General features: G+C 70.1%; 14 protein-coding genes. 9 read left to right on the top strand and 5 right to left on the bottom strand.

The window, feature by feature from the left end; genetic code table 11:
* Positions 1 to 200 precede the first annotated feature (200 nt).
* Positions 201 to 1,277, bottom strand: coding sequence for a redox-regulated ATPase YchF (gene ychF, locus Q1K33_RS10655; protein WP_300403692.1), 1,077 nt, complete (start codon positions 1,275 to 1,277; stop codon positions 201 to 203).
* Between the two features lie 98 nt (positions 1,278 to 1,375).
* On the opposite strand from ychF, the gene Q1K33_RS10650 reads away from it, so the two are divergent.
* From Q1K33_RS10650 to Q1K33_RS10635, 4 genes are all read left to right on the top strand, one after another.
* Entirely contained in the window at positions 1,376 to 2,176 is an 801-nt protein-coding gene (locus Q1K33_RS10650) for an exodeoxyribonuclease III (RefSeq protein ID WP_300403689.1), read from the top strand.
* Positions 2,173 to 3,921 carry a bifunctional diguanylate cyclase/phosphodiesterase gene (locus Q1K33_RS10645; protein ID WP_300403687.1) on the top strand — a complete coding sequence of 583 codons (1,749 nt, stop codon included), beginning with the start codon at positions 2,173 to 2,175 and terminating at the stop codon, positions 3,919 to 3,921. The genes Q1K33_RS10650 and Q1K33_RS10645 overlap by 4 nt, the downstream gene beginning before the upstream one ends.
* Positions 3,922 to 3,990: 69 nt before the next feature.
* Positions 3,991 to 5,097, top strand: coding sequence for a DNA recombination protein RmuC (locus tag Q1K33_RS10640; RefSeq protein WP_300403685.1), 1,107 nt, complete (start codon positions 3,991 to 3,993; stop codon positions 5,095 to 5,097).
* Entirely contained in the window at positions 5,094 to 5,543 is a 450-nt protein-coding gene (locus Q1K33_RS10635; RefSeq protein WP_300403683.1) for a DUF6542 domain-containing protein, read from the top strand. Before Q1K33_RS10640 ends, Q1K33_RS10635 begins: the two co-directional genes overlap by 4 nt.
* Here Q1K33_RS10635 and Q1K33_RS10630 read toward each other — a convergent pair.
* Complete coding sequence (locus Q1K33_RS10630) at positions 5,506 to 6,129, bottom strand: L-threonylcarbamoyladenylate synthase (protein ID WP_300403681.1); 624 nt, start codon at positions 6,127 to 6,129, stop codon at positions 5,506 to 5,508. The two genes, Q1K33_RS10635 and Q1K33_RS10630, sit on opposite strands and share 38 nt — an antisense overlap.
* A 146-nt stretch (positions 6,130 to 6,275) precedes the next feature.
* Between Q1K33_RS10630 and Q1K33_RS10625 the strand changes: the two genes are divergently transcribed.
* The 5 genes from Q1K33_RS10625 to Q1K33_RS10605 all read left to right on the top strand — a co-directional run bounded on the left by Q1K33_RS10625 (position 6,276) and on the right by Q1K33_RS10605 (position 13,380).
* Complete coding sequence (locus Q1K33_RS10625) at positions 6,276 to 8,282, top strand: cellulose biosynthesis cyclic di-GMP-binding regulatory protein BcsB (RefSeq protein ID WP_300403679.1); 2,007 nt, start codon at positions 6,276 to 6,278, stop codon at positions 8,280 to 8,282.
* A gap of 143 nt (positions 8,283 to 8,425) precedes the next feature.
* Complete coding sequence (locus Q1K33_RS10620; protein WP_300403677.1) at positions 8,426 to 10,045, top strand: hypothetical protein; 1,620 nt, start codon at positions 8,426 to 8,428, stop codon at positions 10,043 to 10,045.
* Positions 10,042 to 11,964: a glycosyltransferase gene (locus tag Q1K33_RS10615; protein WP_300403675.1), complete on the top strand. Its 1,923-nt coding sequence runs from the start codon at positions 10,042 to 10,044 to the stop codon at positions 11,962 to 11,964. The genes Q1K33_RS10620 and Q1K33_RS10615 overlap by 4 nt, the downstream gene beginning before the upstream one ends.
* A complete protein-coding gene (locus Q1K33_RS10610) occupies positions 11,957 to 12,937 on the top strand; it encodes a glycosyltransferase family 2 protein (protein WP_300403673.1) in 981 nt (326 codons plus the stop codon). The genes Q1K33_RS10615 and Q1K33_RS10610 overlap by 8 nt, the downstream gene beginning before the upstream one ends.
* A 50-nt stretch (positions 12,938 to 12,987) precedes the next feature.
* Positions 12,988 to 13,380 carry a GtrA family protein gene (locus Q1K33_RS10605; protein ID WP_300403671.1) on the top strand — a complete coding sequence of 131 codons (393 nt, stop codon included), beginning with the start codon at positions 12,988 to 12,990 and terminating at the stop codon, positions 13,378 to 13,380.
* Between the two features lie 24 nt (positions 13,381 to 13,404).
* On the opposite strand, the gene Q1K33_RS10600 is transcribed toward Q1K33_RS10605, so the two are convergent.
* The 3 genes from Q1K33_RS10600 to Q1K33_RS10590 form a co-directional block, all read right to left on the bottom strand.
* Complete coding sequence (locus Q1K33_RS10600) at positions 13,405 to 14,415, bottom strand: TerC family protein (protein WP_300403669.1); 1,011 nt, start codon at positions 14,413 to 14,415, stop codon at positions 13,405 to 13,407.
* Between the two features lie 79 nt (positions 14,416 to 14,494).
* Positions 14,495 to 15,313: a type I methionyl aminopeptidase gene (gene map, locus Q1K33_RS10595; protein WP_300403667.1), complete on the bottom strand. Its 819-nt coding sequence runs from the start codon at positions 15,311 to 15,313 to the stop codon at positions 14,495 to 14,497.
* 12 nt (positions 15,314 to 15,325) lie between these two features.
* Positions 15,326 to 15,901 (bottom strand): adenylate kinase, encoded by a 576-nt coding sequence (locus Q1K33_RS10590; protein ID WP_300403665.1) that lies wholly within the window; start codon positions 15,899 to 15,901, stop codon positions 15,326 to 15,328.
* Position 15,902: the final 1 nt, after the last annotated feature.

The following is a 15,902-nucleotide window of genomic DNA, read 5'->3' as shown; positions in this document are numbered from 1 at the left end:
CTGTCGACGCTACGCAGCCTCTGCAGGCGCGACCTCACCCGCGCGGCCGAGGACGTCGTCCTGGCCTTTCTGGCGCCGTGAGGGCTGTCCAAACGGCACAATTGTGCCGTTGTGGCACGTTGTGCGGCCCAGACCCTGCCACAACTCCACAATTGTGCGGCTCTGACAGGTAAGCCTCTGACCTGCGCGAACAGGCCGATTCAGACGTTGAACCGGAACTCCACCACGTCGCCGTCGGCCATCACGTAGTCCTTGCCCTCGATGCGCACCCGACCGGCCTCCTTGGCCTTGGCCATCGAGCCCGTGGACATCAGGTCGTCGAACGAGACGATCTCGGCCTTGATGAAACCCTTCTGGAAGTCGGTGTGGATCACGCCGGCAGCCTCGGGTGCGGTGGCGCCCTTCTTGATCGTCCAGGCGCGCGACTCCTTGGGGCCGGCGGTGAGGTAGGTCTGCAGTCCGAGGGTGTCGAAGCCGACGCGGGCGAGGGTGTCCAGGCCGGGCTCGGTCACGCCCATCTCGGCGAGCATCTCGCGGGCCTCGTCGTCGTCGCCGAGCTCGACGAGCTCGGCCTCGAACTTCGCGTCCAGGAAGATTGCCTCGGCGGGTGCGACCAGGGCCTGCATCTTCGCCTTGAGGTCGTCGTCGGCGAGCTCGTCGGCGTCGCAGTTGAAGACGTAGATGAAGGGCTTGGCGGTCAGCAGGGACAGCTCGCGGACCAGGTCGCGATCGATGTCGGTCGAGATGATCGGCGTACCGGCCTCGAGGTGCTCCATCGCCTCCTTGGTCGCCGCGAGGTTGGCGGCCAGCTCCTTCTTGGCGCGCGCCTCCTTCTCCAGCCGCGGGATCGCCTTCTCGACCGTCTGGAGGTCTGCCAGGATCAGCTCGGTCTGGATCGTCGAGATGTCGTTGCCCGGGTTGACCTCGCCGTCGACGTGGGTGACGTCCTCGTCACGGAAGACCCGGGTCACCTGGCAGATCGCGGCCGACTCGCGGATGTGGGACAGGAACTTGTTGCCCAGCCCCTCGCCCTGCGAGGCACCGGCCACGATGCCGGCGATGTCGACGAACTCGACCGTCGCGGGCAGCTGCTTGGCGGATCCGAAGACCTCGGCCAGCTGCGGCAGGCGCTCGTCGGGGACCCCGACCACCCCGACGTTCGGCTCGATCGTGGCGAACGGGTAGTTCGCCGCCAGCACGTTGTTCTTGGTCAGGGCGTTGAAGAGGGTCGACTTGCCCGCGTTGGGGAGTCCGACGATACCGATGGTGAGTGCCACGAGCGGGGAGTCTACGGAGCCGCCACCTCGCGGTCACTTCGCCGTACGCCGGGAGCGCGGCCACCATGGACACGGCACCCGCCGTCTAGGCTGACCTGGTGCGCCTGGCCACCTGGAACGTCAACTCTCTGCGCTCGCGCATCGACCGCGTCGAGGCCTTCCTGACGCGTCACGACATCGACGTGCTGGCGGTGCAGGAGACCAAGGCGCGCGAGGACCAGCTGCCGCTGATGGGCCTGCAGTCCCTGGGGTACGACGTCGCCGCGGCCGGCTACCACCAGTGGAACGGCGTCGCGATCATCAGCCGCGTCGGCCTGGAGGACGTCGAGGTCGGCTTCCCCGAGATGCCCGCCTTCGGCGACCCACCGGCGGCCGAGGCCCGCGCGATCGGCGCGACCTGCGGCGGCGTACGGATCTGGTCCCTCTACGTCCCCAACGGTCGCAAGGTCGACGACCCGCACTTCAGCTACAAGCTCGACTGGCTGGCCCGACTCCGCGAGTCCGCCACGGCCTGGACCGACCAGCCGACCGCCCTGGTCGGTGACTGGAACATCGCGCCCACCGACGACGACGTCTTCGACATCGCCCAGTTCGCGACCAGCACCCACGTGACCCCGCGCGAGCGCGCGGCGTTCAACGGCTTCCTCGACGACGGGTACGTCGACGTCGTACGACCCCACACACCCGAGCCGGACAGCTACACCTACTGGGACTACTACCGGCAGCGCTTCGAGCGCAACCGCGGGATGCGCATCGACTTCGTGCTCGGGTCACCTCCGTTGGCAGCCCGCGTGACCGGCGCTTTCGTCGACCGCGACGAGCGCGCGGGCAAGGGCGCCTCCGACCACGCCCCCGTCGTGGTCGACCTGGTCGACGTGGCCACCGACGGATCGACATGAAGGGCCGCCGGCGACGACGGCAGAAACAGCCCATCACCTACCTGATGGCCGACGGGCCGCGCCGCGAGCCGGAGCCCGAGGAGGCACCACCACCCGAACCCCCCGCCGTCGAGGAGCCCCCGGTGCCGGCGGCGACCGCGCCTGAGGTCACGCCGGAGCGCGAGCTCATCGACGTGCTGGCCGACGCCGCGATCGAGATGCCCTGGCCTGAGGACGCGATCGAGCAGCTCCTGGTCGAGTGGTGCTCCCACGCCGTCGACGCGACGATCTCGGTCGAGATCGTGCCGGCGCCACCGCCCGATGCGAGCTTCGTCTTCGGGGACGGTCGCTACCTGGTCGCCCGTCGTCCCTTCGGGAGCGCCATCTTCAGCAGTCTCGACCACCGCGTACTGACCGCCCTCGCCACCATGGCGACCGCTTCGAAGCACGCCGCACGCCGCGACGAGCACCTGCGCCGACGCGCCCTGACCGACGACCTGACCGGGCTGTGGCAGCACGGGTTCTTCCGCGAGCTCGTCGAGGACGTGATGATCGAGCGTCACTCCGAGTACCTCGGTGTCCTCTTCCTCGACATCGACCGGTTCAAGGAGCTCAACGAGCAGTTCGGCCACCTCGAGGCCGACGAGGTGCTGCGCGAGGTGGGTGCCCGGCTGCGCTACGGCCCGTTCCCCGAAGGGTCGATCGCCGCACGGATGGGCGGCGACGAGTTCGCGGTCGTGCTGCGCAAGGTCGAGGGCCAGGAGCACCTCGACGGGATCGTCGAGGAGCTGACCCGGCTGCTGCGGGCGCCCATCCCGGTCGGCGACCTGATGCTGTCGATCGACGTCAGCATCGGCGCTCAGCTGTCGATCTCGGCCGCCGACGACCCCGAGCTGCTGTTGCGCTCCGCCGAGCGCCGGATGCGCGACAACAAGCGCTCGCGTCCCGGCCAGCGCCCCCCTCGGTGGTACGACGAGAGCACGCTGCTCCGCGAGATGCTGGACGAGGGTCGGGTCCGGGTGGCCTTCCAGCCGATCGTCGACCTGCGCTCCGGAGCGATCCACGGCTACGAGGCCCTGGTCCGCGGGCAGCACCTCGAGGTCGGTCAGGTCTCGCCGTTGCTCCTGGTCGGCTCGGCCTCCAAGCTCCGCATGCTCGACGAGCTCACCGAGGTGGTCCTCGACAGCGCGCTGGCCACGATGCGCGCGGTCGAGCGGCTCGCGAGCGCTCCGGTGGCGTTGAGCATCAACCTGGAGTTCGAGCAGCTCCGCAGCGGCAGCTACCTCCTCGAGACGCTGCCGCAGCGCCTCGAGGGCACCGACGTGCACCTGGTGCTGGAGATCTCCGAGCGACACGTCGCCCGCTGGACGCCGTCGCAGCGCATCCTCGCCACCGAGCTCGCCGACGCCGGCATCGGCTTCGCCGTCGACGACTTCGGGGTCGGCTACTCCGCACTCGGACTGCTGAACAGCTGGCCCTGGGAATGGGTCAAGCTCGATCGCAGCCTGGTCGCGGAGGGCGGCGGTGAGGCGGGCCGGACCCTGCTCGGCCACGTCTCGCACATGCTCGACGACCTGTCCCTGACGCCCGTCGCGGAAGGGATCGAGACCGCCCAGGAGCTCGGGTACGCCCGCTCCATCGGGGTCGGCCTGGGTCAGGGGACCCTGCTCGCACCGCCCGCACCCGCAGCCGACGTCCTCGCCGCGGTCACCGAGCACGGGCTGTGCCTGCCCCACCTCGAGCCGCACCCCGACCACGAGGGCTGACACCCCGCTCGCCGGCCCCGGGTACGTCGGGTCCCCGGCGTTGTCGGTGCCCACCGCCATGCTGACCCCATGGAGATCTCGATCCCGGCCCTGCTGCTCCTCGGGTGCGCCGCCCTGGCGCTCGGCGGCACGATCGGTGGCGCCCTGGGGTATGCCGCCGGCGTCCTTCGCCCGCGCCCCGACTCCCCCGACCAGAGCCGCCTGGCACGCGCCCTGGACCACCGAGTCGCCGAGGAGGCCGTCGTCCGCGAGAGCCTGGAGCGGCTTCACGACCAGATGCGCGACCTGGAGCACACCCGCGTGGCCTGGCAGAGCCAGCTGCACGAGCAGGTCTCCGACATGCGCTTGTCCACCGAGACCCTGCGGCGCGAGACGCAGAGCCTGTCGACGGCTCTGCGTCGGCCGCAGGTCCGTGGACGCTGGGGAGAGCTGCACCTGCGCCGGGCCGTCGAGCTGGCCGGCCTCGTCGAGCGTTGCGACTTCCACGAGCAGGTCCAGCTCGACGACGGAGCCCTGCGCCCCGACCTGGTCGTGCACCTCTCCGGGGGCCGTCAGGTCGTGCTCGACGCCAAGGTCCCGTTGGACGCCTACCTCGACGCCACCGGCACCGACGACGAGGAGGAGCGCGAGCACCACCTCGACCGCCACGCCCGGCAGCTGCGCACGCACGTCGACGCTCTCGGGTCGAAGGCCTACTGGCGCTCGCTGAGCGAGACCCCGGAGTTCGTGGTGCTCTTCGTGCCGGCGGAGTCGTTCCTCTCGGCCGCGCTGGAGGCCGACCCGACCCTGATCGAGCACGCCGCGGCGCGTCAGGTGGTCCTGGCGACGCCGACGACCCTGATCGCCCTGCTCCGCACGGTCGCCCACGGCTGGAGCCACGAGACGCTGACCCTCCAGGCCGCGGAGATCCACCGGCTCGGCCGCGACCTGCACCACCGCCTCGGCACGTTCAGCACTCACCTCGACCAGGTCGGGCGCTCCCTGAACGCCGCGGTCGGCCACTTCAACTCGGCGGTCGGGTCGCTGGAGTCGCGGGTCCTCGTGGGAGCGCGGCGCTTCTCCGACCTCGGCGTCACCGACGACACCCTCGACTCGCCGCGTCCCGTCGAGCTCCGCGCGGTCGACCGGCGCGGCGACACCGACGAGCCACCGAGCGCCCGTACGGTGGTCCGGTGAGCCTGCCCGCCTCCCGCACGGTGTGGGAAGAAGGTCACGAGTCCGGTCGCGAGATGGCCGCGCTCGGAGTGGCGCTCGCCCTCACGGCAGCAGCCCTCGACCTGGTCCTCGGTGGTCAGATCGGTCTGCTCTTCGACCTGGCGTTCGTCCTGCTCTGCCTGGCCCTGGCGCTGGCCGTGCATCCCCGCGACTTCTTCACCGTCGGGGTGCTCCCACCGATCCTGATGCTGGCGACCTTCACCCTCCTGGCGATGACGCGCTCCGAGTCGATCGCCCGTGCCGAGGACGGTCTGGTCCAGGCCATCGTCTCGGGCCTGTCCCACCACAGCCTCGCCCTGGTGATCGGCTACCTGCTCGCCCTGGCCGTGCTCGTCGTTCGGGTCCGGGTCCGAGTCCAGCGCGAGTCGCTCACTCGAAGCGGTCCGGGTCGCCGGCTCCGCGCCTGAGCACCTCCGGCACCCCGGTGGAGAAGTCGACCACGGTCGTCGGCTCCGCGGTGGTCTCCCCGGCCTCCACGACGATGTCCAGGTCGTGGTCGAGCTCCTCCTTGATCTCCCAGCCCACCGTGCGAGGCTCGGTCTCACCCGGCATGATCAGTGAGCTGCTCAACAGCGGCTCGCCGAGCTCCTCGAGGAGCGCGCGCACGAACGGGTGCTCGGGGATCCGCACCCCGACCGTCTTCTTCTTCGGGTGCAGCAGCCGCTTGGGCACCTCGGGCATCGCCGTCAGGATGAACGTGTACGGCCCGGGCGTCGCCGCGCGGATGGCCCGGAACGCGGCGTTGTCCACGTGCACGAGCGACCCGAGCTGGGCGAAGTCCTTGCAGACCAGGGTGAAGTGGTGCCGATCGTCGAGACCACGGATCCGCAGGATCCGGTCACGCCCCTCCCGGTTGCCCACGCGCGAACCCAGCGCGTAGCCGGAGTCGGTCGGATAGGCGATCAGGGCGTCGTCCCGCAGGGCCTCGACGATCTGCTGGACCCGGCGGGGCTGAGGATTCTCTGAATGTACGTCGACGAAGCGTGCAGGCATGGCATGATCTTCGCACTGCACGCTCAACTCCCCCGGATGTGCCCGGCACCACAGTGCCAGGGCGACGTTTGTCGCGCCCGCACTTGCACGGCCGTGCTCGCTCCCTCATGCTGGTACCTCAAGCCACGACACTGGGGGGTGTTCGCGTGCGAACGAGGCCTGCGATCCATCACGCATCACGACGACCGGCCGCGCTGTTCCTGCTGGCGGCGGTGATCGGGGCCCTGCTCGTGCCGGCGCTCGCGACCCCCGCCCGGGCCGACGACATCGACGCAGCCGGCTCGCTGACGACTCGGGCGCAGAGCAGCGTCACGCTGGACGTCCCGGTGCCGATCGGCGCCACGCCCGTCGGCGTGCGCGGTCGACTCGAGGTGGCGCCCGGTGTCACCGGTCGCCTCCAGTTCGCCGTCGGCAACCGGGTGGTGCGCGACGTCGCCGCCACCTCTTCGCCGGCCTTCCTGGTCCCCGTGCGCGCCGGCGACCTCGACGCCAACAACAGCCTCACGATCCGGCTGACCTACACCGAGACGGGTCGCTGCCCCGACCCCGATGCCGGGGCCGACGTGGTCTTCAGCGACCTGCGGCTGCGGTACTCCGGCACGCCGACCGCTCCGGGTTCGTTGGCGGCCTTCTTCCCCGCTGCGTCCTCACGCGTCGACGTCGTCGTGCCCAGCGGCGCCTCCGACGAGTTCCTGGCTGCGGGCCTGACGGCGGTGGCAGCGCTCAGCGCCAAGTACGACGACACCACACCGGTCGCCCTCAACCCGGCCTCCGCGGTGCTGCCGCGCACCGACGTCACCCAGCGCGTGGTGCGCATCGTGCCGGGGTCGGGACCGGTCGCGACGAAGATCGTCAACCGCTTCGGGCTCACGACCCTCATCCTCACCGGCTCGGGCTCCGAGCTGGCCGGCGCGGCCCAGGCCCTCGGCTCCGAGCAGCTCGAGCTCGCCACCGGTGGGACCAGCACCGGGCTGGCCGAGACGCTCAAGGTTCGCGACGCCACGATGCGACAGACCTTGGCCGACCTCGGGTCGTCGACGATCAGGCTCACCGGCCCAGGCACCACCACGCAGTACGTCGGCGTGCGCCAGGACGCCTTCGGCGGTCCGGTGGACTCGCTCGACATCCACGTCACCGGCACCCACACCGCCCTGCCCGAGGGCACCAAGGCCCAGCTCAACACCTACCTCAACGGCTACCTGCTCGACTCCCAGGTGCTGAGCGGCGGACCGGAGCTGACCATCGACGCCACCGCGGACGCCAGCCTGATCAACTCCGACAACGGGCTCGAGTTCACCCTGACCACCGCCCGGTCCGAGACCTGCTCGGGTCCCGAGACCCTGCCGATCGAGGTCTACTTCGACGCGGAGAAGTCGTCGGTCACCGCGACCCGCGGCACCGGGCTGGTCAGCGGCTTCCAGACCTTCCCCCAGGTCCTCGGTGGCGAGCTGCCCGTGGCGCTGCGTCCCGGCGGGCCCGACCGGGTCACCGCGGCGGTCGACGCCGCCTACCTCGTCTCGGCCCTGCAGCGGGCTGCGTCGGCTCCCCTCGACGTCACCCTCGTCGATGCCGACGAGTTCCTCGACAGCAACCTGAGCGGGCTCCTCGTGGGCGCCTCCGAGAGCGACGCCACCGATCTGAAGGCCCCGCTGCGCCTCGACGGCATGCGCCTGGTCGACTACGCCGAGGCCAGCTTCCGGGTCGGCACCGACCAGCCCTACGCCGCCTTCCAGGCGATCAGCGGCAGCGGGCGCGACGTCCTGATGCTCGGCTCGTGGGGCCCCACCGGCGCCGACCTCAGCACCGCGCGCCGCTCGGCCGCGACGTACGTCGCCACGCGCGGCTGGAACCGGCTGACCGACGACCTCCTGGTCTCGGCGGGACAGCGCCGGCCCTTCACCATCAGCTCGAACGCCGTGGTGCCTCAGGAGGAGGTGATCGACGAGCGTCGGCCCTTCATCTGGTGGCTGGTCGGCGGCTTCGTCGTCCTGGCCCTGCTCCTCGGCTACCAGGTGTGGCGGACCAACCGACGTGACCGCGAGGTCCGTCAGCTGGTCGACGCCCAGGTCCGCGCCGACGCTCCGCCCAGGGCGTTCGACGACTACGACGACGAGGGCGACATGGACGACCTGGGCGACGACCGCACCACCTGATGGCCGTCGACCTCGCAGCACCACGCACCTCGGGGTCGGACCACCCCCGGGTCCCCGGACGTGGCGACCGGCCACGAGCAGGCAGGGCCGGGCGGGCGAGTCGCGCGTGGACGGCCTTCGGTGAGGCGCCCCGAGGTCGCCGCGTGCCCGGGAGCCTCACCGTCTTCGTGGTCAGCTGCGTCGTCGGCACCGTCGCGTCGGTCTACACCGTCCGGACCGGGTCCAACCTCGACTACGGCGACGCCATGGCGCACCTCACGATCTCCGGGAGGATCCTGGACAGCAAGGCACCGGGACTCCAGCAGCTCGGCACCGTGTGGCTGCCACTGCCCCACCTCCTGCTGCTCCCGCTCGTGCAGAACCTCTACCTCTTCCGCACCGGGGTGGCCGCGTGCATCCTCGGGACGCTGTGCCTCGGCATCGCCGCGACAGCCCTGTTCCGCACGATGGCGCGCCTCGGCTTCGGGGGTCCTGCCCGGCTCGTCGGGCTGGCCGTCCTGCTGGCGAACCCCAGCCTGCTCTACGCCTTCACCACCGCCCTGACCGAGCCGGTGCTCGTCGCGGCCATCCTGGCGTGCCTGGCCGGCCTGGCCGGCTGGGCGTTCAGCTCCCGCAAGCTCAGCGGTGGCGAGCTCGCGGTCTTCGCCGGGATCCCGGCCGGCGCCGGCGTCCTGACCCGCTACGAGGCCTGGGCCCTGGTGATCAGCGGCAGCATCTTCGTCGCCATCGTCGTCGTACGCCGTGGCGAGACGCTGCGGCGTGCGCTGGTGTGCGTGCTGTCCTTCGCGGCCGTGCCGTTCGCATCGATCTGCTGGTGGCTGGCCTACAACGCGGCCTGGTACGGCAACCCGCTAGAGTTCCTCACCGGCAACTACTCCGCCGCCGCGTTCACCGAGGTGTTCATCCAGCAGGGCCAGCTCACCACCAAGGGCAACCCGGGGCTGTCCTTCGAGATCTTCGGGTGGGCGCTGCTCGAGACGGCCGGGCTCGTGCCCCTCGTCCTGGCCGGTGTCGGCCTGATCGTGACGACGGCGCGGTGGGGCCTGTCCGACCGCGCCCTGCTCATCTGGCTGGCCGGCACGTCGAGCGCGTTCCTGCTCTTCAGCCTCACCTCCGGCCAGCACATCATGGTCAACGACGTCTCGCTCCCCACCGGCGCCTACAACAACCGCTACGTGCTCTCCGCCGTCCCGTGGGTCGCCCTGCTGGTCGCCGCGCTCGTGCACGAGGTGCGCGGGCTCGCCCGCGGGATCGCCGTGTGGCCGACGGTCCTGGCGGTGGCGGCCCTGCTCGTGGGTCAGAACCTCTGGTGGGCGGGCGACCCGGGTGAGCGGATGACCGTCATCGAGGAGGCCCACAGCGGCCGGGTCGCCTTCGCGCCCGTCAAGGAGATGGCCACCTGGTTGCACGCCAACTACGACGGCGGCGGCATCTTGATGGACGAGAGCGCCGACAAGCTCGCCGTCGCCCCGGTCATCGGGGTCCCCATCGGGGAGTACTACAACCGCGCGACCGGCGACCTCTTCGACGACGCCCTGGCCGATCCTCAGGAGTACGCTCGCTGGGTGGTCATGCACCGCGTCCAGGTGACCAACTACGCGACTCGCTCGGCGTTGGACATGGTGACCGAGGAGATGGCCGAGGACCCGCAGTTCGCCACCGACTACCGGCTCGTCTACGCGATCTCCGACCTCGGCGTCTACCGGCGGATCTCCGACCCGGAGGACCCGCCGTTCGTGGAGAAGAGCGGGAGCACGTCGTGAGGGCACCGCTCGAGATCGGCCAGAGCCTGCTGTCGTCCGGGTTGATCACCGAGGACCAGCTCGAGGCCGCCCTGTTGCGCCAACGCGCCGAGGGAGGCCATCTCGGCCACCAGCTGGTGCTCGGTGGGGCGATCGGACGGCGTGAGCTCTTCGACGCCCTGGCCGAGCAGTGGGGAGCCCCCCGCGTCGACCTGATCGCCGAGCCCCCCGACCACGACCTCGTCCAGGCCGTCAGCTATCCCGTTGCCCTGCGAGAGGGCTGGGTGCCCTGGAAGCGCGATGGCGACCAGCTCATCGTCGCCACCACCGTGGCACCGACCCGCGCGGTCGAGGAGCGGGTCCTGGAGCTCTGCGGGCCCGCCGAGCTGAGCTTCCGGGTCACCACGTCCTGGGACCTGTGGCGCGCGATCGAGGCCGCACACCGGCACACGCTGCTCTTCGAGTCGCAGGACCGACTCGCCACCGAGCGGCCACTGTCGTCCGCGTTGGAGGGCCTCACCCGGTGGCAGCGCTGGAGCCCCGTGGTCGCCGTGCTCCTCGTGCTGGTCGGCATCGTCCTGTCCCCACGGACCGGCTTCGTGCTCGTCCTCGCCGGGGCCAACATCGTCTTCTCGGCGGCGATCCTCTTCAAGACGCTCGCTGCCGTGCTCGTGCCGTGGCGACGCGCTCACCAGTCCCGGCTGCGGCACGCCGAGGTGCGTGAGCGGCAACGCCGGGGGCTACCCCCCATCTGGCGTCAGCGACGCGCAGACGCCGACCTGCCGACGTACACGATCCTGATCCCGGTCTACAACGAGGCCAACGTCGTCGCCAAGGTCGTCGAGAACATCGGCTCCCTCGACTACCCCAAGTCCAAGCTCGACGTGATGCTGCTGCTCGAGGCCGACGACGAGGAGACCATCGCGGTCGCTCGGGCGATGAGGCCACCGGAGTACGTCCGGCTCGTCGTCGTACCCCCCGGCAAGCCGCAGACCAAGCCTCGCGCGTGCAACTACGGCCTCGCGCTGGCGCGAGGCGAGTTCGCGGTCATCTTCGACGCCGAGGACCGCCCCGACAGCGACCAGCTGCGTCAGGCCGTCGCGGCCTTCGACCGCGACGACCTCGAGCGCGCGGAGGGACTGAGCACCAAGAACCCGCTCGCCGTCGTCCAGGCCTCGCTCTACTACTACAACGCCGACTACAACGTGCTGACCCGGATGTTCGCGATCGAGTACGCGCACTGGTTCGAGGCGATGCTCCCCGGCATGGACGCGGCGGGCCTGCCGCTCCCCCTGGGCGGCACCTCCAACCACTTCCGTGTCTCCGCACTGCAGTCGATGGGCGCCTGGGACCCCTACAACGTCACCGAGGACGCGGACGCCGGGCTGCGCGCCTCCGTGCAGGGCTTTCGCGTCGCGGTCATCGAGTCGGGCACCGGCGAGGAGGCCTGCTCCCAGACCACTGCCTGGATCCGTCAGCGGACCCGGTGGATCAAGGGCTACCTCGTCACCTCAGCGGTCAACACGCGCCACCCGTTGCGCTTCGCGCGCCAGGTGGGTGTCCGCGGCGTCGTCGGGATGGTCGGCCTGATCATGGCCACGCCCCTGGCGTTCCTCGCCTACCCACTGGCGCTCGGGTTCACCGCGGCCACCTACGTCGGCGTCCAGTTCATCGGCCTCGACCTCCCGGCGTGGGTGGTCGGCACGAGCATCACGACGTTCCTGTTCGGCAATGCGATGATGATCGTCTCCGCAGCGATCGCCGCCACGTGGCGCTACAACTGGCGCATCGGCGCCTTCGCGATCTTCACACCCGTCTACTGGCTGCTGCACAGCGTCGCTGCCTGGAGGGCCCTGTACCAATTGGTCAGGGACCCACACCGGTGGGAGAAGACGCCGCACGGGCTGACGGAGGACTACGAGAGCGATGCACATGTCTGAGACCGACGAGACCACCGCGCCCCGTCGCACGATCGGCTACGTCCTCCCGGTCTACAACGAGGAGGAGAACATCGGCGCCTTCCACGCGGCGCTGATCGAGGCGACGTCGCAGCGCCCCGACTACGACTTCGAGTTCGTCTACGTCGACGACGGCAGCCGGGACGACTCGCTGGCTCGTCTGCTCGAGCTCCGGGCCGAGGACGACCGCGTTACGGTCCTCAGCTTCTCGCGCAACTTCGGTCACCAGATCGCCGTCACCGCCGGGCTCGATGCCAGTGGACAGTCGGCCGCCGTGATCGTGATGGACACCGATCTCCAGGATCCGCCGCGGGTCAGCCTGGAGATGGTCGACCTGTGGGAGGGCGGTGTCGACGTCGTCTTCGCCCAGCGCCGCAGCCGTCGGGACTCGGCGTTCAAGCGCGCCAGCGCCTACGGGTTCTACTGGGTGCTCGACCGGATGGCCTCCATCGAGATCCCGCGCAACGTCGGCGACTTCCGGCTGATGGACGCCAAGGTCGTCCAGGAGGTCTCGCGCTACCGCGAGCACGATCGCTTCCTGCGGGGCATCGTCGCGCACGTCGGCTTCCGGCAGGAGGCGCTCCTCTTCGACCGGGACGAGCGGTTCGCCGGAGAGAGCGGCTACCCGCTGCGCAAGATGATCTCCTTCGCCGCCAGCGGCATCGTCGGATTCTCGACCGCTCCCCTGCGCTGGATCTCGCGCCTGGGCTTCGTGATCTCCGCGCTGTCCATCCTGCTGGCCCTCTACGTCGCGGGCGTGCGGATCTTCTCGCCCGAGCAGTCCGTGCCCGGCTGGGCGTTCCTGGGCGTCGGCATGTTCCTGCTCAGCGGCCTGCAGCTGATCATGATGGGCGTGATCGGGTCCTACCTCGGCCGGGTCTACGTCGAGACCCAGGACCGGCCGCTGTACTCCATCGCGCTCGCTGCCCGAGGCTCCCGGGACGGTGCCTCCTGAGCGGCAGCACGCCGCCGAGCCGCCGTACGACCGTCGGCCGCTTCGCCGCAGTGGGAGTCGTCAACACCCTGCTGGACCTGGGCCTCTTCCTGCTCCTGCACGGCCACCTCGGCATCATCGCGGCCAACTTCGTCTCCACCAGCGCTGGGATGACGTTCAGCTTCGTCGTCAACGGGCTGTTCACCTTCAAGGCGGGACGACTGACCCTGCGCCACGCAGCCCTCTTCCTCGCCACCACGGGCGCGGTGATGTGGCTGCTGCAGCCGTTGGTGATCCACCTCCTGCTGGCGGCCGGGGACAGGGCCGGCCTCGACCCGGACTCGACCCTGGTCCTGCTGGGCGTGAAGGTGGTCTCGATCGGCGTCAGCTTCGTGGCCAACTTCGCCGCCTACCGCTACGTCGTGTGGCCGAGCACCACCCGGACGGCGAGGGCCCGCGCCTGACCGAGGCTCACCCTGGGTCCAGGCTCAGACGCCGGCCTCGTCGCGCTCGTTGTCGCGCTTGTCCTTGGCCAGGCTGGCCACGGCGGTGATCACCAGGGTCAGCACGATCACGCCCAGGCTGACCAGGGAGCTGATCTCGGGCACGGCGGTGATGTGCTCGCCCCCGTTGAGGAACGGCAGCTCGTTCTCGTGCAGCGCGTGCAGGACGAGCTTGACACCGATGAAGGCCAGGATGAAGGAGAGCCCCAGCGACAGGTAGACCAGTCGCTGCAGGAGGCCGCCGAGCAGGAAGTAGAGCTGACGCAGGCCCATCAAGGCGAACACGTTGGCGGTGAAGACCAGGTAGGGCTCCTGGGTGATGCCGAAGATCGCCGGGATCGAGTCGAGCGCGAAGAGGATGTCGGTCGTGCCGAGAGCGATGATCACGATCAGCATCGGCGAGACGAAGCGGATGCCCTCGAGGCGGTACCAGAGCTTGAGCCCCTGGAACTCCTCACCCACGTTGAGCCGACGCCGTGCGAACAGGACGACGGCGTTCTCCTCGGGGTGCTCCTCGTCGTCGTGGTCGCGGTAGCTCTTCACCAGCGTGTAGGCGGTGTAGACGAGGAAGGCGCCGAAGATGTAGAAGACCCAGCTGAAGTTCTCGATCAGCGTGTAGCCGGCGGCGATGAAGACCGCCCGGAAGATCAGCGCCAGGATGATGCCGACCATCAACGCCTCCTGCTGGAGGTGGCGGGGCACGGCGAGGGCGTTCATCAAGATGATGAAGACGAAGAGGTTGTCGATCGAGAGGCTGTATTCGGTCAGCCAGCCCGCGAAGAACTCGACGCCGAAGTTGTGGCCGTCCGCGGATCCGTGGAAGAGGAAGATCCAGCACCCGAAGGCGATCGCCGCACCGACGTAGATCGAGAGCGCCACGGCGCACTCCCTCATCGACGGCTCGTGCGGGTTGCGCGCGATCACCACGACGTCGAAGAGCAGGACGCCCACCGTGACGGCGATCGTGATGGTCCATTCGAGAAGGGAGACGTCCACGGGGTGGGAGTCTGCCACGCGGCCTCGCGCCCGCCGCATCGACGTGGTCGCACCCCGGGCGCGGTCCCAGCCGTCGGTCTCAGTCGCCGCCGTACGGCACGCCGAGTACGGCGAGCGCGGCCTTGCCGCCGTCCAGCGCCGTGAGCACCCAGGAACCCTCGTCGGTCAGCGTGAACGTGTGCTCGCTGTGGGCCGCCCAGGACCCGTCGCTCGTCACCACGGTCCAGTCATCCTCGAGGATGTCGGTCTCGGGGCTGCCGAGCGTCACCATCGGTTCCACGGCCAGGGCCAGGCCCGGGACCAGGCGCGGGCCACGTCCGGCCCTGCCGTAGTTGGGCACGTCCGGCGGCTGGTGCATCTCGGTGCCGATGCTGTGACCGGTGTAGTCCTCGAGGATCCCGTAGGGGCCCTGCGCCCGGACGTGCTGCTCGACGGCGAAGGAGATGTCGCTGACCCGCCCCGCGATCCTGGCAGCCGCGATCCCACGCCACATGGCCTCCTCGGTGACTCGCATCAGCGCTCGTACGTCGTCACCCACCTCGCCCAGGGCGATCGTGGTGGCCGCGTCGCCGTGCCAGCCGTCAACGATGGCGCCGCAGTCGATCGAGACGACGTCGCCCTCGGCCAGCACTCGGGCCCCGGGGACCCCGTGGACCACCTGGTCGTTGACCGAGACGCAGATCGACCCGGCGAACCCGTGGTAGCCCAGGAACGACGGGGTCGCTCCGAGCTGGCGGATGTGGGTCTCCGCCGCCTCGTCGAGCGCCCCGGTGCTCAGGCCCGGGCGCGCGACGTCGCGCAGCATCTCCAGGGTGCGACCGACCACGAGGCCGGCAACGCGCATGCCCGCGATCTGCTCGGGTGTCTTGATCTGGATGCCGCGGTCACGCCATCCCATCAGGCCACCCCATCAAGACTGCGGGAGGTCGTCCAGGGCAGCGAAGATGCGGGCGGTGACCTCGTCGACCTCGCCCATGCCGTCGACCTCGACGAGCACGCCGCGGGAGCGGTAGACGTCGATCAGGGGCTCGGTCTGCTCGGCGTACACCTCTTGGCGGCGTCGGATGACGTCCTCGGTGTCGTCGGTCCGGCCGTCCTTCTCGGCGCGCTGCAGAAGTCGCTGCACGAGCTCCTCGGCGTTGACCGTGAGGACCACCGCTGCGTCGAGCCGGTGCCCGGTGAACGAGATCATCCCGTCCAGCTCGGCGACCTGGGCCGTGGTGCGCGGGTAGCCGTCGAGCAGGAAGCCCGGCTCGGCGTCCGGCTCGTCGATCCGGTTGCGCACCATCTTGTTGGTGACCTCGTCGGGGACGTACTCCCCGGCGTCCATGTACTTCTGCGCCTCCCGGCCCAGGGGCGTGCCCTGACCGACGTTGGCGCGGAAGATGTCACCGGTCGAGATGGCGGGGATACCGAAGTGCTGGGCGACGAACGTCGCCTGGGTGCCCTTACCAGCTCCGGGCGGACCCATCAGAATCAGACGCATA

The organism is Nocardioides sp. (genome assembly GCF_029937575.1).
Classification (GTDB): domain Bacteria; phylum Actinomycetota; class Actinomycetes; order Propionibacteriales; family Nocardioidaceae; genus Nocardioides.
This window is presented reverse-complemented; position numbering and strand designations above follow the sequence as displayed.

Bases quoted from the DNA above. Each gene is read 5' to 3' on its own strand.
- Q1K33_RS10640 (WP_300403685.1), top strand. From the start codon at position 3,991: ATGGAGATCTCGATCCCGGCCCTGCTGCTCCTCGGGTGCGCCGCCCTG.
- Q1K33_RS10610 (WP_300403673.1), top strand. From the start codon at position 11,957: ATGTCTGAGACCGACGAGACCACCGCGCCCCGTCGCACGATCGGCTAC.
- map (WP_300403667.1), bottom strand. From the start codon at position 15,313: ATGGGATGGCGTGACCGCGGCATCCAGATCAAGACACCCGAGCAGATC.
- Q1K33_RS10630 (WP_300403681.1), bottom strand. From the start codon at position 6,129: ATGCCTGCACGCTTCGTCGACGTACATTCAGAGAATCCTCAGCCCCGC.
- Q1K33_RS10590 (WP_300403665.1), bottom strand. From the start codon at position 15,901: ATGCGTCTGATTCTGATGGGTCCGCCCGGAGCTGGTAAGGGCACCCAG.
- Q1K33_RS10645 (WP_300403687.1), top strand. From the start codon at position 2,173: ATGAAGGGCCGCCGGCGACGACGGCAGAAACAGCCCATCACCTACCTG.